The 15533-nt window shown below is 71.9% G+C and carries 13 protein-coding genes and 2 pseudogenes; 4 read left to right on the forward strand and 11 right to left on the reverse strand.

What is annotated here, in order from left to right; all coding sequences use genetic code 11:
• Position 1: 1 nt before the first annotated feature.
• Positions 2-1264, reverse strand: coding sequence for an extracellular solute-binding protein (locus BM536_RS03305; protein ID WP_094102490.1), 1263 nt, complete (start codon positions 1262-1264; stop codon positions 2-4).
• A 223-nt stretch (positions 1265-1487) separates the two neighbouring features.
• Between BM536_RS03305 and BM536_RS03310 the strand changes: the two genes are divergently transcribed.
• The gene (locus tag BM536_RS03310; protein WP_073494997.1) at positions 1488-1703 is read left to right on the forward strand and encodes a dodecin; all 216 of its coding nucleotides are present in this window, start codon (positions 1488-1490) and stop codon (positions 1701-1703) included.
• A gap of 170 nt (positions 1704-1873) precedes the next feature.
• Here the strand turns inward: BM536_RS03310 and BM536_RS03315 are convergent, their stop codons facing one another.
• Positions 1874-2365, reverse strand: coding sequence for a phosphatase domain-containing protein (locus BM536_RS03315; protein ID WP_073494976.1), 492 nt, complete (start codon positions 2363-2365; stop codon positions 1874-1876).
• 113 nt (positions 2366-2478) lie between these two features.
• Between BM536_RS03315 and rpmF the strand changes: the two genes are divergently transcribed.
• Together rpmF and BM536_RS03325 are read left to right on the forward strand one after the other, a co-directional pair.
• Complete coding sequence (gene rpmF, locus BM536_RS03320) at positions 2479-2643, forward strand: 50S ribosomal protein L32 (RefSeq protein WP_073494974.1); 165 nt, start codon at positions 2479-2481, stop codon at positions 2641-2643.
• Positions 2644-2699: 56 nt separating this feature from the next.
• Positions 2700-3716: an LLM class flavin-dependent oxidoreductase gene (locus tag BM536_RS03325; RefSeq protein ID WP_073494972.1), complete on the forward strand. Its 1017-nt coding sequence runs from the start codon at positions 2700-2702 to the stop codon at positions 3714-3716.
• Between the two features lie 510 nt (positions 3717-4226).
• On the opposite strand, the gene BM536_RS03330 is transcribed toward BM536_RS03325, so the two are convergent.
• The 5 genes and pseudogenes from BM536_RS03330 to BM536_RS03350 all read right to left on the reverse strand — a co-directional run bounded on the left by BM536_RS03330 (position 4227) and on the right by BM536_RS03350 (position 9499).
• Positions 4227-5087, reverse strand: a complete 861-nt coding sequence (locus tag BM536_RS03330) for a lysophospholipid acyltransferase family protein (RefSeq protein WP_094102491.1) — start codon at positions 5085-5087, stop codon at positions 4227-4229.
• Positions 5087-5860 (reverse strand): GNAT family N-acetyltransferase, encoded by a 774-nt coding sequence (locus tag BM536_RS03335; protein ID WP_073494970.1) that lies wholly within the window; start codon positions 5858-5860, stop codon positions 5087-5089. The genes BM536_RS03330 and BM536_RS03335 overlap by 1 nt, the downstream gene beginning before the upstream one ends.
• 270 nt (positions 5861-6130) lie before the next feature.
• On the reverse strand, positions 6131-6880 hold the full coding sequence (locus BM536_RS03340; protein ID WP_073494968.1) for a succinate dehydrogenase/fumarate reductase iron-sulfur subunit: 750 nt from the start codon (positions 6878-6880) through the stop codon (positions 6131-6133).
• A pseudogene (locus tag BM536_RS03345) lies at positions 6877-8825 on the reverse strand (fumarate reductase/succinate dehydrogenase flavoprotein subunit). Before BM536_RS03345 ends, BM536_RS03340 begins: the two are co-directional and overlap by 4 nt.
• A 2-nt stretch (positions 8826-8827) precedes the next feature.
• Positions 8828-9499: a succinate dehydrogenase gene (locus BM536_RS03350; protein ID WP_073494964.1), complete on the reverse strand. Its 672-nt coding sequence runs from the start codon at positions 9497-9499 to the stop codon at positions 8828-8830.
• 120 nt (positions 9500-9619) lie between these two features.
• On the opposite strand from BM536_RS03350, the gene BM536_RS03355 reads away from it, so the two are divergent.
• Positions 9620-10504 carry a LysR family transcriptional regulator gene (locus BM536_RS03355; RefSeq protein WP_094102492.1) on the forward strand — a complete coding sequence of 295 codons (885 nt, stop codon included), beginning with the start codon at positions 9620-9622 and terminating at the stop codon, positions 10502-10504.
• A gap of 225 nt (positions 10505-10729) precedes the next feature.
• Here BM536_RS03355 and BM536_RS03360 read toward each other — a convergent pair whose 3' ends face one another.
• The 4 genes and pseudogenes from BM536_RS03360 to BM536_RS03375 all read right to left on the reverse strand — a co-directional run bounded on the left by BM536_RS03360 (position 10730) and on the right by BM536_RS03375 (position 15346).
• Positions 10730-11116, reverse strand: coding sequence for a nuclear transport factor 2 family protein (locus tag BM536_RS03360; protein WP_073499847.1), 387 nt, complete (start codon positions 11114-11116; stop codon positions 10730-10732).
• 50 nt (positions 11117-11166) lie between these two features.
• A pseudogene (locus BM536_RS03365) lies at positions 11167-13301 on the reverse strand (putative bifunctional diguanylate cyclase/phosphodiesterase).
• Entirely contained in the window at positions 13298-14110 is an 813-nt protein-coding gene (locus tag BM536_RS03370) for an SAM-dependent methyltransferase (protein WP_073499844.1), read from the reverse strand. Before BM536_RS03370 ends, BM536_RS03365 begins: the two are co-directional and overlap by 4 nt.
• 264 nt (positions 14111-14374) lie before the next feature.
• Positions 14375-15346, reverse strand: coding sequence for an SCO0930 family lipoprotein (locus BM536_RS03375; protein ID WP_073499846.1), 972 nt, complete (start codon positions 15344-15346; stop codon positions 14375-14377).
• Positions 15347-15533: the final 187 nt, after the last annotated feature.

The raw sequence follows: 15533 nt of genomic DNA on the forward strand, positions 1-15533 counted from the left end.
GTCAGCCCGCGGACACCGTCAGCGTCTCCGTGATTCTGCGGGAGGCGCGGCCGGCCTCCACCGCCGGATCGGCTCCGCCCAGCACCTTGGTCATGTACGTCTTGATCGGGTTGTCCGCCTCCACGGCGGCCCACTCGGGTGTACTGGGGGTCGCCCGGCCCTGGGCGGCCCCCGCCGCCATGGCCGCGACCCCCTCCTCGCCCGCGACGGCCGACGCCAGCGTCGCCTTGTTCGGCACGTAGTTCATGGTGCGGGCCAGGTCCGTGTTCCACTCGGCGCCGGCCAGCGCGGCGACCACGGCGACGGCGCCCTCGCGCTGGTCGGTGTTGCGCGGGACGACGAGGTCGGAGCCGCCGATGAAGACGGCACCGGGCTTGGCCGCCACCTTCCCCGGCACGGGGAAGTATCCCAACTTGCCCTCCAGGTCCGGGTTCTGCTGGACGACGGCCCGCGCCAGGCCGGGGACGGCGACGATCTGGGCCACCTTTCCCGCGGCGAACACCCCTGCCTGCGGCGGGTGTTCCTCGTCGGCGTCGGCGGGGCCCGCGCCGAGGGAGTGAAGGCGCTGGTAGAAATCCATTCCGCGCAGGGCGGCCGGGGTGTCCAGACTGCCCTCCCAGCGGCCGCTGTCCTCCGTGGCGAGGTCGCCGCCCTCGTCCCAGATGAATCCGGCGAGGGTGTACCAGTCCTGGCCGGCCAGGTAGATGCCCTGGTTCCCGCCCGAGTTCAGCTTCTCGGTGGCGGTCAGCCACTCCTCGCGCGTGCGCGGCGGTGCGGTGATCGCGGCCTGCTCGAAGAGGTCCTTGCGGTAGATCACGACACGGTTGGCGGCATACCAGGGGATACCGTACTGGTGGAAGCGGCGCTGCCCCGGATCGGCGAGGCCGGGCAGCCACTCCTCCTTGTCCCACTTGGCCACGGACTCCAGGGTCAGGTCGAGCAACCGGTTGCCGTCCACGTACCGCGGGACCTGGGTGTTGCCGACCTCGATGACGTCCGGTCCGCCCTCGGCGTCGCCCTCCAGGGCCGTCTGGACCTTCCCGCCGATGCCGGTCCACTCCTGGATGCGGATGTCCAGGTCGAGGTCGGGGTGGTCGCGTTCGAAGTCCTCGGTGAACCGGTCCAGGAAGTCCCGCGAGGCGCTGTCCTTCATCAGCCAGACGGTGACGGTCTGCCGGTCGCTCCCGCCGATGCCGGGCACGGCACCGCAGCCGGTGAGGAGGGAGGCGGACACGCAGAGGAGGGCGAGGAGGCGACGTCTCACGGGGGTCCTGTTCTGCCTGGTGGACAGGGATGAGAGGCCCGGCGTGGGGGAGACGGGCATGGTTGCCCGAACGGGTGTGCAGGATTTTGGTATGGACCAATGGGGAGGTCAAGGGGGAACAGCTCCGCACCTCCGACGTCTCGCGCTCCGCCGCAGCTTGGGGCACGGTGGAGTGACGCGTGACACACCCGACACCGCCGTCACGGCCGAGAGGAGCACCCGCATGTCGAACCACACCTACCGGGTCACGGAGATCGTCGGCACCTCGCCCGACGGCGTGGACCAGGCGATCCGCAACGGCATCTCCCGTGCCTCACAGACCCTGCGGCATCTGGACTGGTTCGAGGTGACCCAGGTGCGCGGCCAGATCGAGAACGGCGACGTCGCGCACTGGCAGGTGGGCCTCAAGCTCGGCTTCCGCCTGGACGCACCCGAGTGACGCGGGGCGGCCGGCCGGCCACGGCGGCACGGACGGCCCGCCCTCCACGGCACGGACGGCCCGGCCCATCACGGCACGGGCGGGCCGGGACTGCGGCGGCACGGACGGTCGGACCTGCGGACCGCCGGACGAAGTGACAGGAGGCGGCCCGGCGTTCGGGCGCCGCGGCGTCAGGTACGCCCCTCCCGTTCCTGCGCGACGCGCAGCGCGGCCGAGGTCTCCGCCCAGCGCGCCCGGACCACCGTGAAGCCGGCCGCCTCCGCGTCGTCGCAGACCAGTTCGTCGTCGTCCACCAGGACCCGCACCTCGCGGTCCCTGCCGAGCCGGCGCAGGATCTCCAGCTTGGTGCGGCGGGCGGGCCTGCGGTCACCGTCGCGCCGCATGTACACCCGCCCCGCGGGCAGTCCGTGCCGGTCGAGCCACTCGAGCGTGTCCGGTCGGCAGCGCTCGGGCCGCCCGGTCAGGTAGACGACCTCGCACTCCCGCGCGCTCTCCACGGCCAGCGCGATCCCCTCCGGGAGTGGCGGGTCCTGCGGCGCCGCCGCGAAGAAGGCGTCCCAGTCACGCGGCCTGCGCTCCAGGAACCGCTGCCGGTGCGCGGTGTCGGCGAGGGTGTTGTCCAGGTCGAACACGGCGAGGGGCCGCCTGCTGCTGTCGGTCACGGCACCACCCTAGAGACCGTCCGCGGCCGGGCAACCTCACGGGTCCACCAATTGCTAATGGAAGCCATTTTCATATAGCGTCCTCGGTGCTCAGCCCAACGAGGAGGTTCCCCATGGCCGTGCCCAAGCGGAAGATGTCCCGCAGCAACACCCGTCACCGCCGCGCCCAGTGGAAGGCGACCACCGCGGCACTCGTCCCCGTCACCGTGGACGGGGTCCGCCACCTCGTCCCGCAGCACCTGGTGAGGGCGTACGAGCGCGGTCTGCTGCGCCCTTGAGGGCCGCCCGTGACGCCGTACGGGAATCCCGGCGCCCGCCACGCGTTGAACACCGTGTGAGTTCTGTGATCGAAGCCGCCCGGTTCTCCGTCCTCGACCGTTCCCGCACCCGCGAGGGCCATCCGGCCGACGCGGCGCTGCGGGACACCGTGGCGCTGGCGCGAGAGGTGGAGGTACTCGGTTACGAGCGTTTCTGGGTGGCCGAGCACCATGGAGTGCCCGGGGTGGCCGGCTCCGCGCCGACCGTCCTCGCCGCCGCCGTGGCCGCCGCGACCAGCACGATCCGGGTCGGCACGGGCGGGGTCATGCTGCCCAACCACCGGCCGCTGGTGGTCGCCGAGCAGTTCGGGGTGCTGGAAGCGCTGTTCCCGGGCCGGATCGACATGGGTCTCGGCCGGTCGGTCGGCTTCACCGACGGGGTGCGCAAGGCCCTGGGACGCGACAAGGACGACGCCGAGGACTTCGGCGCCCAGGTACGGGAGTTGCTCGGCTGGTTCCGCGGCACCTCGCCGACCGGCGTGCACGCGCGCCCCGCCGAGGGGCTGACCGTGCCGCCGTTCGTGCTGGCCATGGGCGAGGGCGCGCGGATCGCGGCGGAGGCGGGTCTGCCGATGGTCATCGGCGACCTGCGCGACCGCGACCGGCTGCGGCGCGGGGTCGACGACTACCGCGCCCGTTTCCGTCCCTCGCCCTGGGCCGCGGAGCCGTACGTCGTCGTCTCGGGGACGATCGCCGTCGCCGCGACGCCCGAGGAGGCCCGCCGGCTGCTGATCCCGGAGGCCTGGTCGATGGCGTACTCCCGCACGCACGGGACGTTCCCGCCGCTGCCCCCGGCCGAGCGGGTCGAGGCCCTTTCGATGACCACGCGGGAACGCGGCTTCTACGAGTCGGGGCTGGCGGGCCAGATCGCGGGGACCGAGGACCAGGTCGCCGACGAACTGGAGACGGCCCTCAAGGACACGGGGGCCCAGGAGGTCCTCGTCACCACCAGCACCTACGACCGGCGGGCGCTGCTCGACTCCTACCGGCGACTGGCGGCCGTCGTGCACCGACACCGGCAGCCACGCCCCTGAGACGCGGGCTCACGGGGCTCGACGTCACGTGGCCCGGTACACGGACGGCGGTGCGGTGCCGCCGCCCGCCGCGTCGCCGTACGGCCGGGCCCGCGGGCGGTTCGGCGGGGTGCCCCCGGATCCCTCGGGCTCGAGACCCCCGGCCTCGCTGCGCTTCTCGCGGACCTGGCCGCGTAACGGTCTCCTCCCCGGTGCGCTCGTCCACGGCCGGCCGTTCCCGTTCCACCTGCACGGTCTCCACCACGGGGCGTGCCCGCGTGCAGGGTGACCTCGTGCCCCGCCTCGCTGATCGCCGGCCCGGAGAGGGCTGCGCCGTGGTCGGGCTCGCGCTCGACGAGGCGTCGCGGATCGACGCGAAGGGCTCTCGCCTGCCGAACGGGCCCGTCGTGACCGTCACCCATGCGGGACACCCGGTCGGTACACCCGGTCATGGGGTCGTCGAAGCAGACGTGCTCGGCTCCCCCGGTTCCGGGTCACCTCCCCACGGGACGGGAGACGGGCACGTGCCCGTCACCTCCCCACGGGACGGAAGACGGGCACGTGCCCGTACGCCTCCTGACGGTTCGTCGCCGCCGTACGCCCCGGCGTCGCCCCGCCGGGGTCGGACCACGGCTGGGCCGCCCGGGCCAGTGACCGGCGGTCGGCGTGGGTGCCGGGCCGGAGCGCGGGGCGCACCTCGACCTCTGCCACCAGCCCGCGCGCCGTGACCACCCGCCACAGCGAGGCGAGCAAGGAGTCCTCACCGACGAACGCGGGCACGGTGGTGGCCCCACCCCCGGCGAGCCGGTAGTGGATGCGGACGGGCTGGACGGGCACCCCGGCGTCCAGGGCGGCCTGGAACACGGCCCGGCGGAAGGTGCCCTGCGCCCGGCCGCACCAGGTACTGCCCTCGGGGAAGACGCCGACGGCCGCCCCCGAGCGCAGCAGCCCCGCGAGGTGGGCGACCGTGCCCGGCAGGGTCCGCAGCCGGTCACGGTCGATGAACAGGACCCCGCCGCGGGCGGCCAGCGGACCCGCGACGGGCCACCGCCGTATCTCGGTCTTGGCGATCAACCGGGCCGGGCGGACCACGGCCAGCAGCGGGATGTCCAGCCATGAGATGTGGTTGGCGACGAGCAGCAGGCCGCCGTCGGGCACGGCGGCGCCGGTGACCCGCGGCCGGACCCCGGCGGCCCGCACGATGGCCCGGGCCCACCGGCGCACCAACGACGCCGGGACGCCGCGGCCGACCGGCAGCAGCGCGATCCCGGCCAGCAGCAGCACGGCGACCGCCACGAGCCGCACCACGGCCCGCGGCACGGCGGTGAGGGAGCCCGTCCCCTCCACGCACGCCCGCGGGGTGCAGGGCGCGCTGGGCAGCCAGACGCTCATCAGGCCGGGACGAGCGAGAGGAAGTGCCGCAGATAGCGCGGGTTGACCCGGCGCATCGACAGCAGCACGTACAGGTCGGCGACCCCGAAGTCCGGGTCGTGGGCGGGCTCGCCGCACACCCAGGCGCCGAGCCGGAGATACCCGCGCAGCAGGGCGGGCAGCTCGGTGCGGGCGGGCGGCGCCAGGTCCGGCTTCGGCACCCACGGCAGCAGCGGACGCACCCGGTACTCCTCGGGCGCCAGGTGCTTCTCCCGTACGCGGTCCCAGGTGCCGGCCGCGACGGTGCCGCCGTCGGCGAGGGGGACGGAGCAGCAGCCGGCCAGCCACTCGTGGCCGTTGTCCACCATGTAGCGGGCGATGCCGGCCCAGATGAGGCCGATGACCGCGCCGTCGCGGTGGTCGGGGTGCACGCAGGAGCGGCCGACCTCGACGAGGCCGGGGCGGATCCCGTCCAGCGGGCTCAGGTCGAACTCGCTCTCGGAGTAGAGCCGCCCGGCGACCGCGGAGCGCTCCGGCGGCAGCAGCCGGTAGGTGCCGACGACCTGGCCGGTGTCGGAGTCGCGCACCAGCAGGTGGTCGCAGTAGGCGTCGAAGGGGTCGACGTCGAGGCCGGGCTCCGCGGAGGTGAGCAGGGCGCCCATCTCACCGGCGAAGACGTCGTGCCGCAGCCGTTGCGCGGCCCGCACATCTGCCTCGTCGCGGGCCAGGGTGACGGTGTAGCGGACGGGGGCCGTGGACTGCGGAGGACGATCGAGGGTGGAAACGCCGGTCATGGCTCTCTCCTGGACACGCACGAGGTGGGGACGGAGCGGTACCCCCTGTTTCTTCCGACGCCGGTTGGCGTGTACGTGACGTGTGCCAGGAGCGCGGGTGTGGGAATGCTGAATGCCTGGCGCTCCCCGGTCGCCGGGAAACCAGACGGGGCCGGGGATGAGCACCACTCCCGGCCCCGCCCGTTCGCGCGTTTCGGCGAACGTCTTCTCGCTGCTTCGGTGAACGTCTCCCGCTGCTTCGGTGCACGTTCTCTCGTCGCGTGGGTGCGCTCAGTGCTTGGCCACCTTGCGGGTGGCGCGCAGCCACTCCTTGTTCATGCCGGTGATGGAGACCAGGGGGATGCCCTTCGGGCAGGCGGTGGCGCACTCGCCGGCCAGGGTGCAGCCGCCGAAGCCCTCCTCGTCCATCTGGGCCACCATGTCCAGCACCCGGGTCTCCCGCTCCGGCGCGCCCTGCGGCAGGACGTTCAGGTGGTTGATCTTGGCGGAGGTGAACAGCATCGCCGCGCCGTTGGGACAGGCGGCCACGCAGGCGCCGCAGCCGATGCACTCGGCGTGCTCGAACGCGAGGTCGGCGTCCGGCTTGGGCACCGCGGTGGCGTGGGCCTCCGGGGCGGAACCCGTGGGCGCGGTGATGTAGCCGCCGGCCTGGATGATCCGGTCGAAGGCCGAGCGGTCCACCACCAGGTCCTTGATCACGGGGAAGGCGGACGCCCGCCACGGCTCGATGTCGATCCTGTCGCCGTCCCGGAAGGACCGCATGTGCAGCTGGCAGGTGGTGGTGCGTTCCGGCCCGTGCGCGTCGCCGTTGATGACGAGGGAGCACGCGCCGCAGATGCCCTCGCGGCAGTCGTGGTCGAAGGCGACGGGGTCCTCGCCCCTGAGGATGAGTTCCTCGTTGAGGGTGTCGAGCATCTCCAGGAAGGACATGTCGGGGGAGATCCCGTCCACCTCGTACGTGGACATGGCGCCGTCGTCGTCGGCGTTCTTCTGCCGCCAGACGCGCAGGGTGAGCTTCATGCGTAGCTCCGCTGGGTGGGGTGGACGTACTCGAAGACCAGGTCTTCCCTGTGCAGGACGGGCGCTTCGCCGGTGCCGGTGAACTCCCAGGCGGCCGCGTACGCGAACTCCTCGTCCCGGCGGGCGGCCTCGCCCTCGGGGGTCTGCGACTCCTCCCGGAAGTGGCCGCCGCAGGACTCGGCGCGGTGCAGCGCGTCGAGGCACATCAGCTCGGCCAGTTCCAGGTAGTCGACGACCCGGTTCGCCTTCTCCAGGGACTGGTTGAACTCCTCGCCGGTGCCGGGGACCTTGATGCGCCGCCAGAACTCCTCGCGGATCTGCGGGATCCGGCCCAGGGCCTTGCGCAGACCGGAGTCGGTGCGGGCCATGCCGCAGAACTCCCACATCAGCTCGCCGACCTCGCGGTGGAAGGAGTCGGGCGTGCGGTCGCGTCGACGGACAGCAGCAGGTTGAGGCGGTCCTGGTTCTCCGCCAGCACCTCCTGGACGACGGGGTGTTCGTCGCTCACCTCGCCCTGGTGCGGGTTGCGGGCGAGGTAGTCGTTGATGGTGGCGGGGAGCACGAAGTAGCCGTCGGCCAGGCCCTGCATCAGGGCGGACGCGCCGAGCCGGTTGGCGCCGTGGTCGGAGAAGTTGGCCTCGCCGATCGCGAACAGGCCGGGGACCGTCGTCTGGAGGTCGTAGTCGACCCACAGGCCGCCCATCGTGTAGTGCACGGCGGGATAGATCCGCATCGGCACCCGGTACGGATCCTCGTCGGTGATCCGCTGGTACATGTCGAAGAGGTTGCCGTACTTGGCCTCGACGGCCTTGCGGCCCATCCGCAGGATCGCGTCCGCGAAGTCGAGGTACACGCCCTGACCGCCGGGTCCGACGCCCCTGCCCTCGTCGCAGACGTTCTTCGCGGCGCGGGAGGCGATGTCACGCGGGACCAGGTTGCCGAAGGACGGGTAGATCCGCTCCAGGTAGTAGTCGCGCTCGTCCTCGGGTATCCGGTTCGGCGGCCGGTCGTCACCCTTGGCCTTCGGCACCCAGATCCGCCCGTCGTTGCGCAGCGACTCGCTCATCAGCGTCAGCTTGGACTGGTGGTCGCCGGTGCGCGGGATGCAGGTCGGATGGATCTGCGTGAAGCACGGGTTGGCGAGGTAGGCGCCGCGCCGGTGCGCCCGCCAGATCGCGGTGGCGTTGGAGTTCATGGCGTTCGTCGACAGGTAGAAGACGTTTCCGTAACCACCGCTGGCGAGTACGACCGCGTCCGCGAAGTAGGTGTCGATCCGGCCGGTGATCAGGTCCCGTGCCACGATCCCGCGCGCCCGACCGTCGACGACGATCAGGTCGAGCATCTCGGTGCGCGGGTGCATCTCGACGGTACCCGCGGCGATCTGCCTGCTCAGGGCCTGGTAGGCGCCGAGCAGCAGTTGCTGACCCGTCTGGCCGCGCGCGTAGAAGGTGCGGGACACCTGGACGCCGCCGAAGGAGCGGGTGTCGAGGAGGCCGCCGTACTCCCGGGCGAAGGGCACGCCCTGCGCCACGCACTGGTCGATGATCTCGACGGAGATCTGCGCGAGGCGGTGGACGTTGGACTCCCGCGCGCGGAAGTCGCCGCCCTTGACGGTGTCGTAGAACAGCCGGTGGACGGAGTCGCCGTCGTTGCGGTAGTTCTTCGCCGCGTTGATGCCGCCCTGCGCGGCGATCGAGTGGGCGCGGCGCGGGGAGTCCTGGTAGCAGAACTGGACGACGTGGTAGCCCTGTTCGGCCAGGGTGGCGCCGGCGGAGCCGCCCGCGAGGCCGGTGCCGACGACGATGACGGTGTGCTTGCGCCGGTTGGCCGGGTTCACCAGCCTGGCCTCGAAGCGGCGTGTGTCCCAGCGCTCGGCGATCGGCCCGGCGGGGGCCTTGGCGTCGACGACGGGCTCGCCGGTCGTGTAGTCCGCATAGGAAGTCATGTTCAGCTCACCACTCCGGTCATGACGCCCACGGGTACGGCGATGAAGCCGGCCGTGAGCAGCAGCGCGAGGATGTCGGCGACGGTCTTGAGGGCGCGGTCGCGGGTGCGGCTGCCGGCGCCCAGGGTCTGGGCGGCGCTCCAGAAGCCGTGCCGGATGTGCAGCCCGACGGCGAGCATCGCGACGAGGTAGACGACGTTGCCGTACCAGGTGGAGAAGGTGTCCACGACGTTCTGGTACGGCCGGCCCTCCTGGAAGCCTCCGGAGTGCACGGTGCCGGTCGTCAGGTCCAGGATGTGCCAGACGATGAACAGGCCGAGGATGATCCCGCCCCAGCGCATGGTGCGCGTCGCGTAGCTGGTCCGCGCCTTCCTGTGGACGTACTTGCTCGGGCGTGCCTTCATGCCGCGGCGGCTGAGCTGGTAGGCGGACACGGCGTGCGCGACCACCGCGACGACCAGCACGACGCGGATCAGCCACAGCGTCCACTCGTAGTGCATGAACGGCTCGCCGACCGTGCGCAGCCAGTGCGCGTAGTGGTTGAACTCGCCCGGCCCGAAGAAGATCTTCAGGTTGCCGATCACGTGGGCGACCAGGTACATCAGCATGATCAGCCCGCTGACGGCCATCACTGTCTTCTTGCCGACGGAGGAGTCCCACACCGTGCGCGCCATGGACGTCCGTCGGTCCGTCCGCGTTGCCAGAGCCATGGAACAGGACGCTAGGCCCGAACGGCCCCATCAGTCCAAGACATGGTCCGGCTCGTTTCCATAGCCGACGCCTATCATGGCCGGATGCAGTTCCACCAGCTCCAGTACTTCGTGGCCGTCGCAGAGACCCGGCACTTCACCCGGGCCGCCGATCTGGTCCACGTCGCGCAGCCCTCGCTGTCCCAGCAGATCAAGGCGCTGGAGCGGGAGCTGGGGGCCGACCTGTTCCAGCGGGCGCGCGGCAACATCACCCTCACCGACGCCGGCGAGGCGCTGCTGCCGCTGGCCCGCCGGATCCTCGCGGACACGGAGACGGCCCGGTACGAGGTGCAGGAGCTGGCGCAGCTGCGCAGCGGGCGGGTGCGGCTGGGCGCGACGCCGAGCCTGTGCACCGGGCTGCTGCCGGACGTGCTGCGGGCCTTCCACGACCGCTACCCCGGCATCCGGCTGCTGATCGAGGAGGGCGGCTCGCACGACCTGGTGCGCGAGCTGGCCCGAGGCGCGCTCGACCTCGCCCTGGTGGTGCTGCCGCTGCCCACCCCCTCCCCCGCCCTGACGACGGTGGATCTGCTGCGGGAGGACCTGGTGGTGGTGTCCTCGCCGGAGGCACCCCGCCCGGGACACGGCCGGCGGACCGTGCGGATCGCCGACCTGGAGGGCGAACGCATGGTGATGTTCCGGCACGGCTACGACCTGCGCGAGCTGACTGTCGCCGCTTGTCGCTCCGCCGGGTTCGAGCCGGATTTCGCGGTGGAGGGCGGGGAGATGGACGCGGTGCTGGGGTTCGTGCGGGCGGGGCTCGGCATGGCCGTCGTACCGCGCATGGTCGCGGCGCGGTCGGGTCAGGGCCTGCGGGTCACTCCGTTGGCTCGGCCGGGGCTGCATCGGGTGATCGCGCTGGCCCATCGCAGTGATGTGGCTCCGCCTCGGGCGGCTCGGGAGTTGCAGCGGATGTTGTTGGAGCGGTGAGTGTGGCTGCGCCGCGTGTGGCTGCGCCGCGTGTGGCTGCGCCGCGTGTGGCTGCGCCGCTGGGCGAGGGTCCAGGGTGCCGTTGCATCGTGCGGCCGCGTCGTGGCTGGGCGCGCCGTTCCCCGCGCCCCCAGGTGGGCCGCCCTCGGACCGGATTGCATCGTACGGCTGGGGGCGTCGTTTCTCGTGGTCTCAGGTGGGGGCTTCGGGGCTGCGGGGCTGTTGTCAGGGGGCGTTGAGGGGGATCGGGGTGGCCTGGTGGTAGTACATGCGCCAGCCTGTCCGGGGGTCCTGTTTGCGCCATAGGGAGGTGCGGTGGGCCCGGTGGCCGGTGAAGGTGGTGGTGTAGGTGAGGTGGATCAGGCCGGGGGCCAGGACCACGCCCGTGATCGCCGAGGGCTCGTAGCGGGGGCCCGTCGGGGAGCTGCCGGGGTGGTCGGGGAGTTCGGCCAGCGTTTCGGCGTACGTGTAGCGGCGTCCGGAGGCGCCCACCTCGGTGAACTCGGGGTCGAGCAGGCGGGCGGTCTCGGTGCGGGAGGAGCGGACGGCGGGGTCCATGAGGCTCAGTTCGCCCGCGATCGCCGCGGCCACCTCGTCTGATTCCTGGGTCACCCGCACATGATCGCGCCTGACCCGGCCCCTCCCGCAACCGAGTTGTGCCGTCACCCCGTGGCGTCCACCAGTGCCAGCTCGTGAAGGCGGTCCGGCGGGCCGGGGCGGGCGTAGTACCAGCCCTGGGCCGTGTCGCAGCCCAGTATGCGCAGTTGCTCGGCCTGGGCGCCGGTCTCCACGCCCTCGACCGTGACCGTGAGGTCCAGGCTGTGGGCGAGCGAGACGATTCCCTCGACGATCTTGAGGTCGACGGGGTCGGCCGGGAACTGTTGCATGCTCTGGGTGAAGGAGCGGTCCAGCTTGAGGACGCTCACCGGCAGGCGGCGCAGGTTGGCGAGGTTGGAGTAGCCGGTGCCGAAATCGTCCAGGGCGATGTCGACGCCCATCTCGGCGAGCCGGCGCAGCGGCTTCAGGAGGTCGTCGTCGGCGCCGATCAGAGCCGACTCGGTGACCTCCAGGCAGAGCGCCTCGGGCGAGACACCCGCGCGTTCCAGGATGTCGACGGTGTCCTGCACCAGCCCGGGGTGGGTCAGCTGGCACGGCGAGAGATTGACGTTGATGCGCAGCGGACCCGGCTCGCCGCGGCGCTCGCGCCAGTCGCGGGCCTGGCGCACCGACTGCTCCAGGACCCACCGGCCCAGCGGCACGATCAGCCCGGTGTGCTCGGCGAGCGGGATGAACCGGTCGGGGCCGAGCACACCGTGCTGCGGGTGCAGCCAGCGCACCAGGGCCTCGGCGCCGCGCACGCTGCCGTCGCCGAGGTGCACGAGCGGCTGGTACTCGATGAAGAACTCGCCGCGCTCCAGCGCGGCCGGCAGGGCCGTCGTCAGACCGTGGCGGGTGATGGCGCGGGCGTCGGCCTCGGGGTCGGCCAGCTCGAAGCGGTTGCCGCCCGCCGACTTGGCCCGGTACATGGTGATGTCGGCGCTGCGCAGCACCTCCGCGGGGCTGCGCTCCCCCGCCGGACCCTCCACGATGCCGATGCTGCCGCGCACGGTCAGTTCACGGCCCTCGATGCGTACGGGCGCGACCAGCGCGTTCATGATGCGTGCGGCGAGGTCGTCGACCTCGCGGTGGGTGTCGGGGCCGGTGGTCAGCGCCACGAACTCGTCACCGCCGAGCCGGGCGACCATCTCGCCGGGCGCGGTCGCGCAGGACTGGAGGCGGTCGGCGACCTCGACGAGCAGCCGGTCGCCGGCCGCGTGCCCGAGGCTGTCGTTGATGGTCTTGAAGCCGTCCAGGTCCAGGTAGCACAGGCCGAAGCGCTGGCCCTCCCCGGCGGCCAGGACCTTCTCCAGGCGTTCGAAGAACAGGGTGCGGTTGGCAGGCCGGTGAGCGCGTCGTGGGTGGCCTCGTACCGAAGCCGGAGGTTGAGCAGCCGGCGCTCGGTGGTGTCCTCCATGAGGGCCAGCTGGTACTGGGGCTGCCCGTCGGCGTCCCGCAGCAGCGAGACCGTCAGATTGGTCCACAGGACCGTTCCGTCAGGGCGGTAGAACGCCTTCTCGACGTGGTAGTGCTCGCGTTCGCCGCGCACCAGCTCGTCGTAGAGCCGCCAGACCTGCGGCGCGTCGTCGGCGTGCGTCCACTCGCTGACGTTGCGCCCGCGCACCGCCTGCTCGCCGCCGCCGAACATGCGCACCAGCGCCCCGTTGACCTGGAGGATGTTGCCCTCCAGGTCGGCGATGCCGATTCCTATCGCGGCGCCCTCGAAGACCGCGCGGAAGCGGGCCTCGCTGGCGTGCAGCGCCTGCGCCACCACCCCCTGGGCCCGCAACGCGGCCTGGGCGATGGCCTCCTGCTCGGCCAGCGTGCGTTCGCGCAGCTCCTGTGCGAACCCGGCGGCCATGGCGTGCTGGAGCCGGGAGCAGCGGGTGCGCAGCTCCTCCTGGGGCCCGTCCTCGCCGCAGTAGAGCACCAGGTAGGCGTCGACGCAGTCCAGGCTGCGGGCGAGGGCGTCCGGGTCGGTGCAGTGGGCGCCGACGAGGGCTGCGCCGACCTCCTTGGGGGTCTCCGCCTCGAAGCTCCTGGCACGCAGCGCCTCGCTCAACCGCCGGGCCAGCGGGAGGAGTTGCTCCTCGAACTCCGGCCGGGTCAGCGACGTGGAGGTGACCGGGAACACCGCCCGGCTCCAGATCGTCGCGAACCGCCGCAGTCTGTCCTCCGGCCCGTCCGGCTCGGCGGTCACGAAGTGCGCCCCACGCCCGCGAAACCGGAGAAGGCATACGGATCCTCGTCCTCCGGTGCCGTCTCCGGCCGCCAGTGCGGCATCGGCACCAGTCCCGGTTCCACCATGTCGTACCCCTCGAAGAACCGCGCGATCTCGTCACGCGAACGCATGATCAGCGGGTTGCGAATGTCCCTGTACACGTCCACCGCGCCCTCGGCCCGTCCCGGCGGCAGCGGGATTCCCTCGTACGAGGCGTGCGTGAGGACGAGCAGGCTACCGGGCGCGAGCGCGGCGGTCAGCTCGGCCACCGCGGCGTACGGGTCGTCCGTGTCTTCCACGAAGTGCAGTATGGCAACGAGGAGCAGCGCCACGGGCCGCTCCAGGTCCAGCAGTTGTTCCACCTGCGGGCTGGCGAGGATGTCCCGCGGCTTGAGCAGGTCCGCCGCGACGACGGCGGCGTCCGCGTTGCCCTCCAGCACCACCTGGCTGTGCGCGACGGCGACCGGGTCGTGGTCGACGTAGACGACACGGGCGCCGGGACGGGCCGTCTGGGCCACCTCGTGGACGTTGCCGAAGGTCGGGATGCCCGAGCCGATGTCCAGGAACTGGGTGATTCCGGCGTCGGCCGCGTAGCGCACCGCGCGGCGCGTGAACGCCCGGTTCGCCTGCATGATCTTGGGCAGTCCCGGCATGAACTCCATGGCCCTGCGGGCCGCTTCCCGGTCGACCTCGAAGTTGTGCGAACCGCCCAGGTAGTAGTCGTAGATCCGCGAGACACTGGGCACGGAGATGTCGATGCTCCGTGGGGCCCAGGCGGGACGTTCCATCTGTCTCTCCAAGGCGTAGGCGATCCGGTGTTCGAGCAGAGGCTACTGATCGCCCGCCAACAGGGCGAGCGGAAACGGAAATTGACCGTCCGTTCCCGGTCACTGCCTGCGGCACGTGCCGAAATGACATACCGGAATCCGCCTGAGAAAAGTACCGGATGCGGCACAGCACAAGGGTCCGCCCCCTCCGTGCGGCGCGGAGGGGGCGGACCGGGGTCGGACGAGCCGTCGCAGGAGCGGGGATCAGCCCTGGGGAGGTGATCTCTACTGCTCGGGCGCGCCGACCAGCTTGCCGTCCGGGGCCACGGCGTACCAGGTGCCGCCGACTCCCTGACCGTTGATGTCCCCGGGGGCCTTGTCACCGGAGAAGGTGTAGATCGGCGAGCAGTTGACCGTCATCTGCTTGATGCCGTCGGGCCGGGCGAAGCTCATCAGGCCCTTCTTCTGGACGCCCTCGGTGTCGTTGGTGGCGACGGGGGCCACGGCCGGCCACTTCTCCAGGCAGGCACCGAGGCACTCGGTCACCGGCTTCGGCCATGCCTGGTCCTTGACGAAGCGGTAGACCGTCATGCCGTTCTTGTCGACGACGATGTCGCCGAGGTTGGGGTCCTTGCGCACGGACAGGCCGGGCGCGGCGGAGGCCGACTTGGCCTTCTTGCCGTCGGGGGCCAGCGCGAACCACTTGCCGCCGACGCCCTGGCCGTTGGTGTCCCCGGCGTTGGTGTCCTTGGCGTAGCGGTACACCGGCCAGCCGTCGACGGTCAGCTGCTTGCTGCCGTCGGTGCGGGTGACCTCGCCGAGCAGCGACTTGTCGATGCCGTCGCCCGCCGTGGCGTCGTCGGCCGGCACGGGCGGCCAGGTCGTCGCGCAGTCGCCGTCACAGTTGGACTTGGGCGGTTCCGCGGTGTCCGCGTCGAAGCGGTACAGCGTCATACCGGCGGCGTCGATCACCACCTTGCCCAGCTCCGCGTCCGCGGAGACGGCCAGCTGGCCCGCAGAACCGGCCTGGGCGGCGCCACCCGCGCCCCCGGCCGCCGGAGCACTGGCGCTGGGGCTGGTGCCCGCGCCGACACCTCCGTAGCCGCTGCCCACGCCGGCGACGGTGCCGGCCGGGGCCGTGACACCCACGTTCTGGCTGGACGCCGCGGTACCGCCTTCCTGACCGCACGCCGTCGTCAGCGCCAGAACAGACACAGCGCTCGCCACGAGTGAGGCGCTCCGCCAGGAGGTCTTCATCTTCAACTCCCCGATCATCCCAAGGGTGTTGCAGCGCCCTGCTGCGCCGCCGCACAGCCATGGGTACGCATGCGGGGGGTCGTTGTGTTCAAACGCGGCACAGAATTCTTTTCGCCGCCCGTGCCACCGCCCGTCCCCGCCCCTGCCGCCGCCCCCTCGGACCAGCCACCCCGACCTGCCCGAACCC

The sequence above is a fragment of the Streptomyces phaeoluteigriseus genome (assembly GCF_001896135.2).
GTDB classification, from domain to species: domain Bacteria; phylum Actinomycetota; class Actinomycetes; order Streptomycetales; family Streptomycetaceae; genus Streptomyces; species Streptomyces phaeoluteigriseus.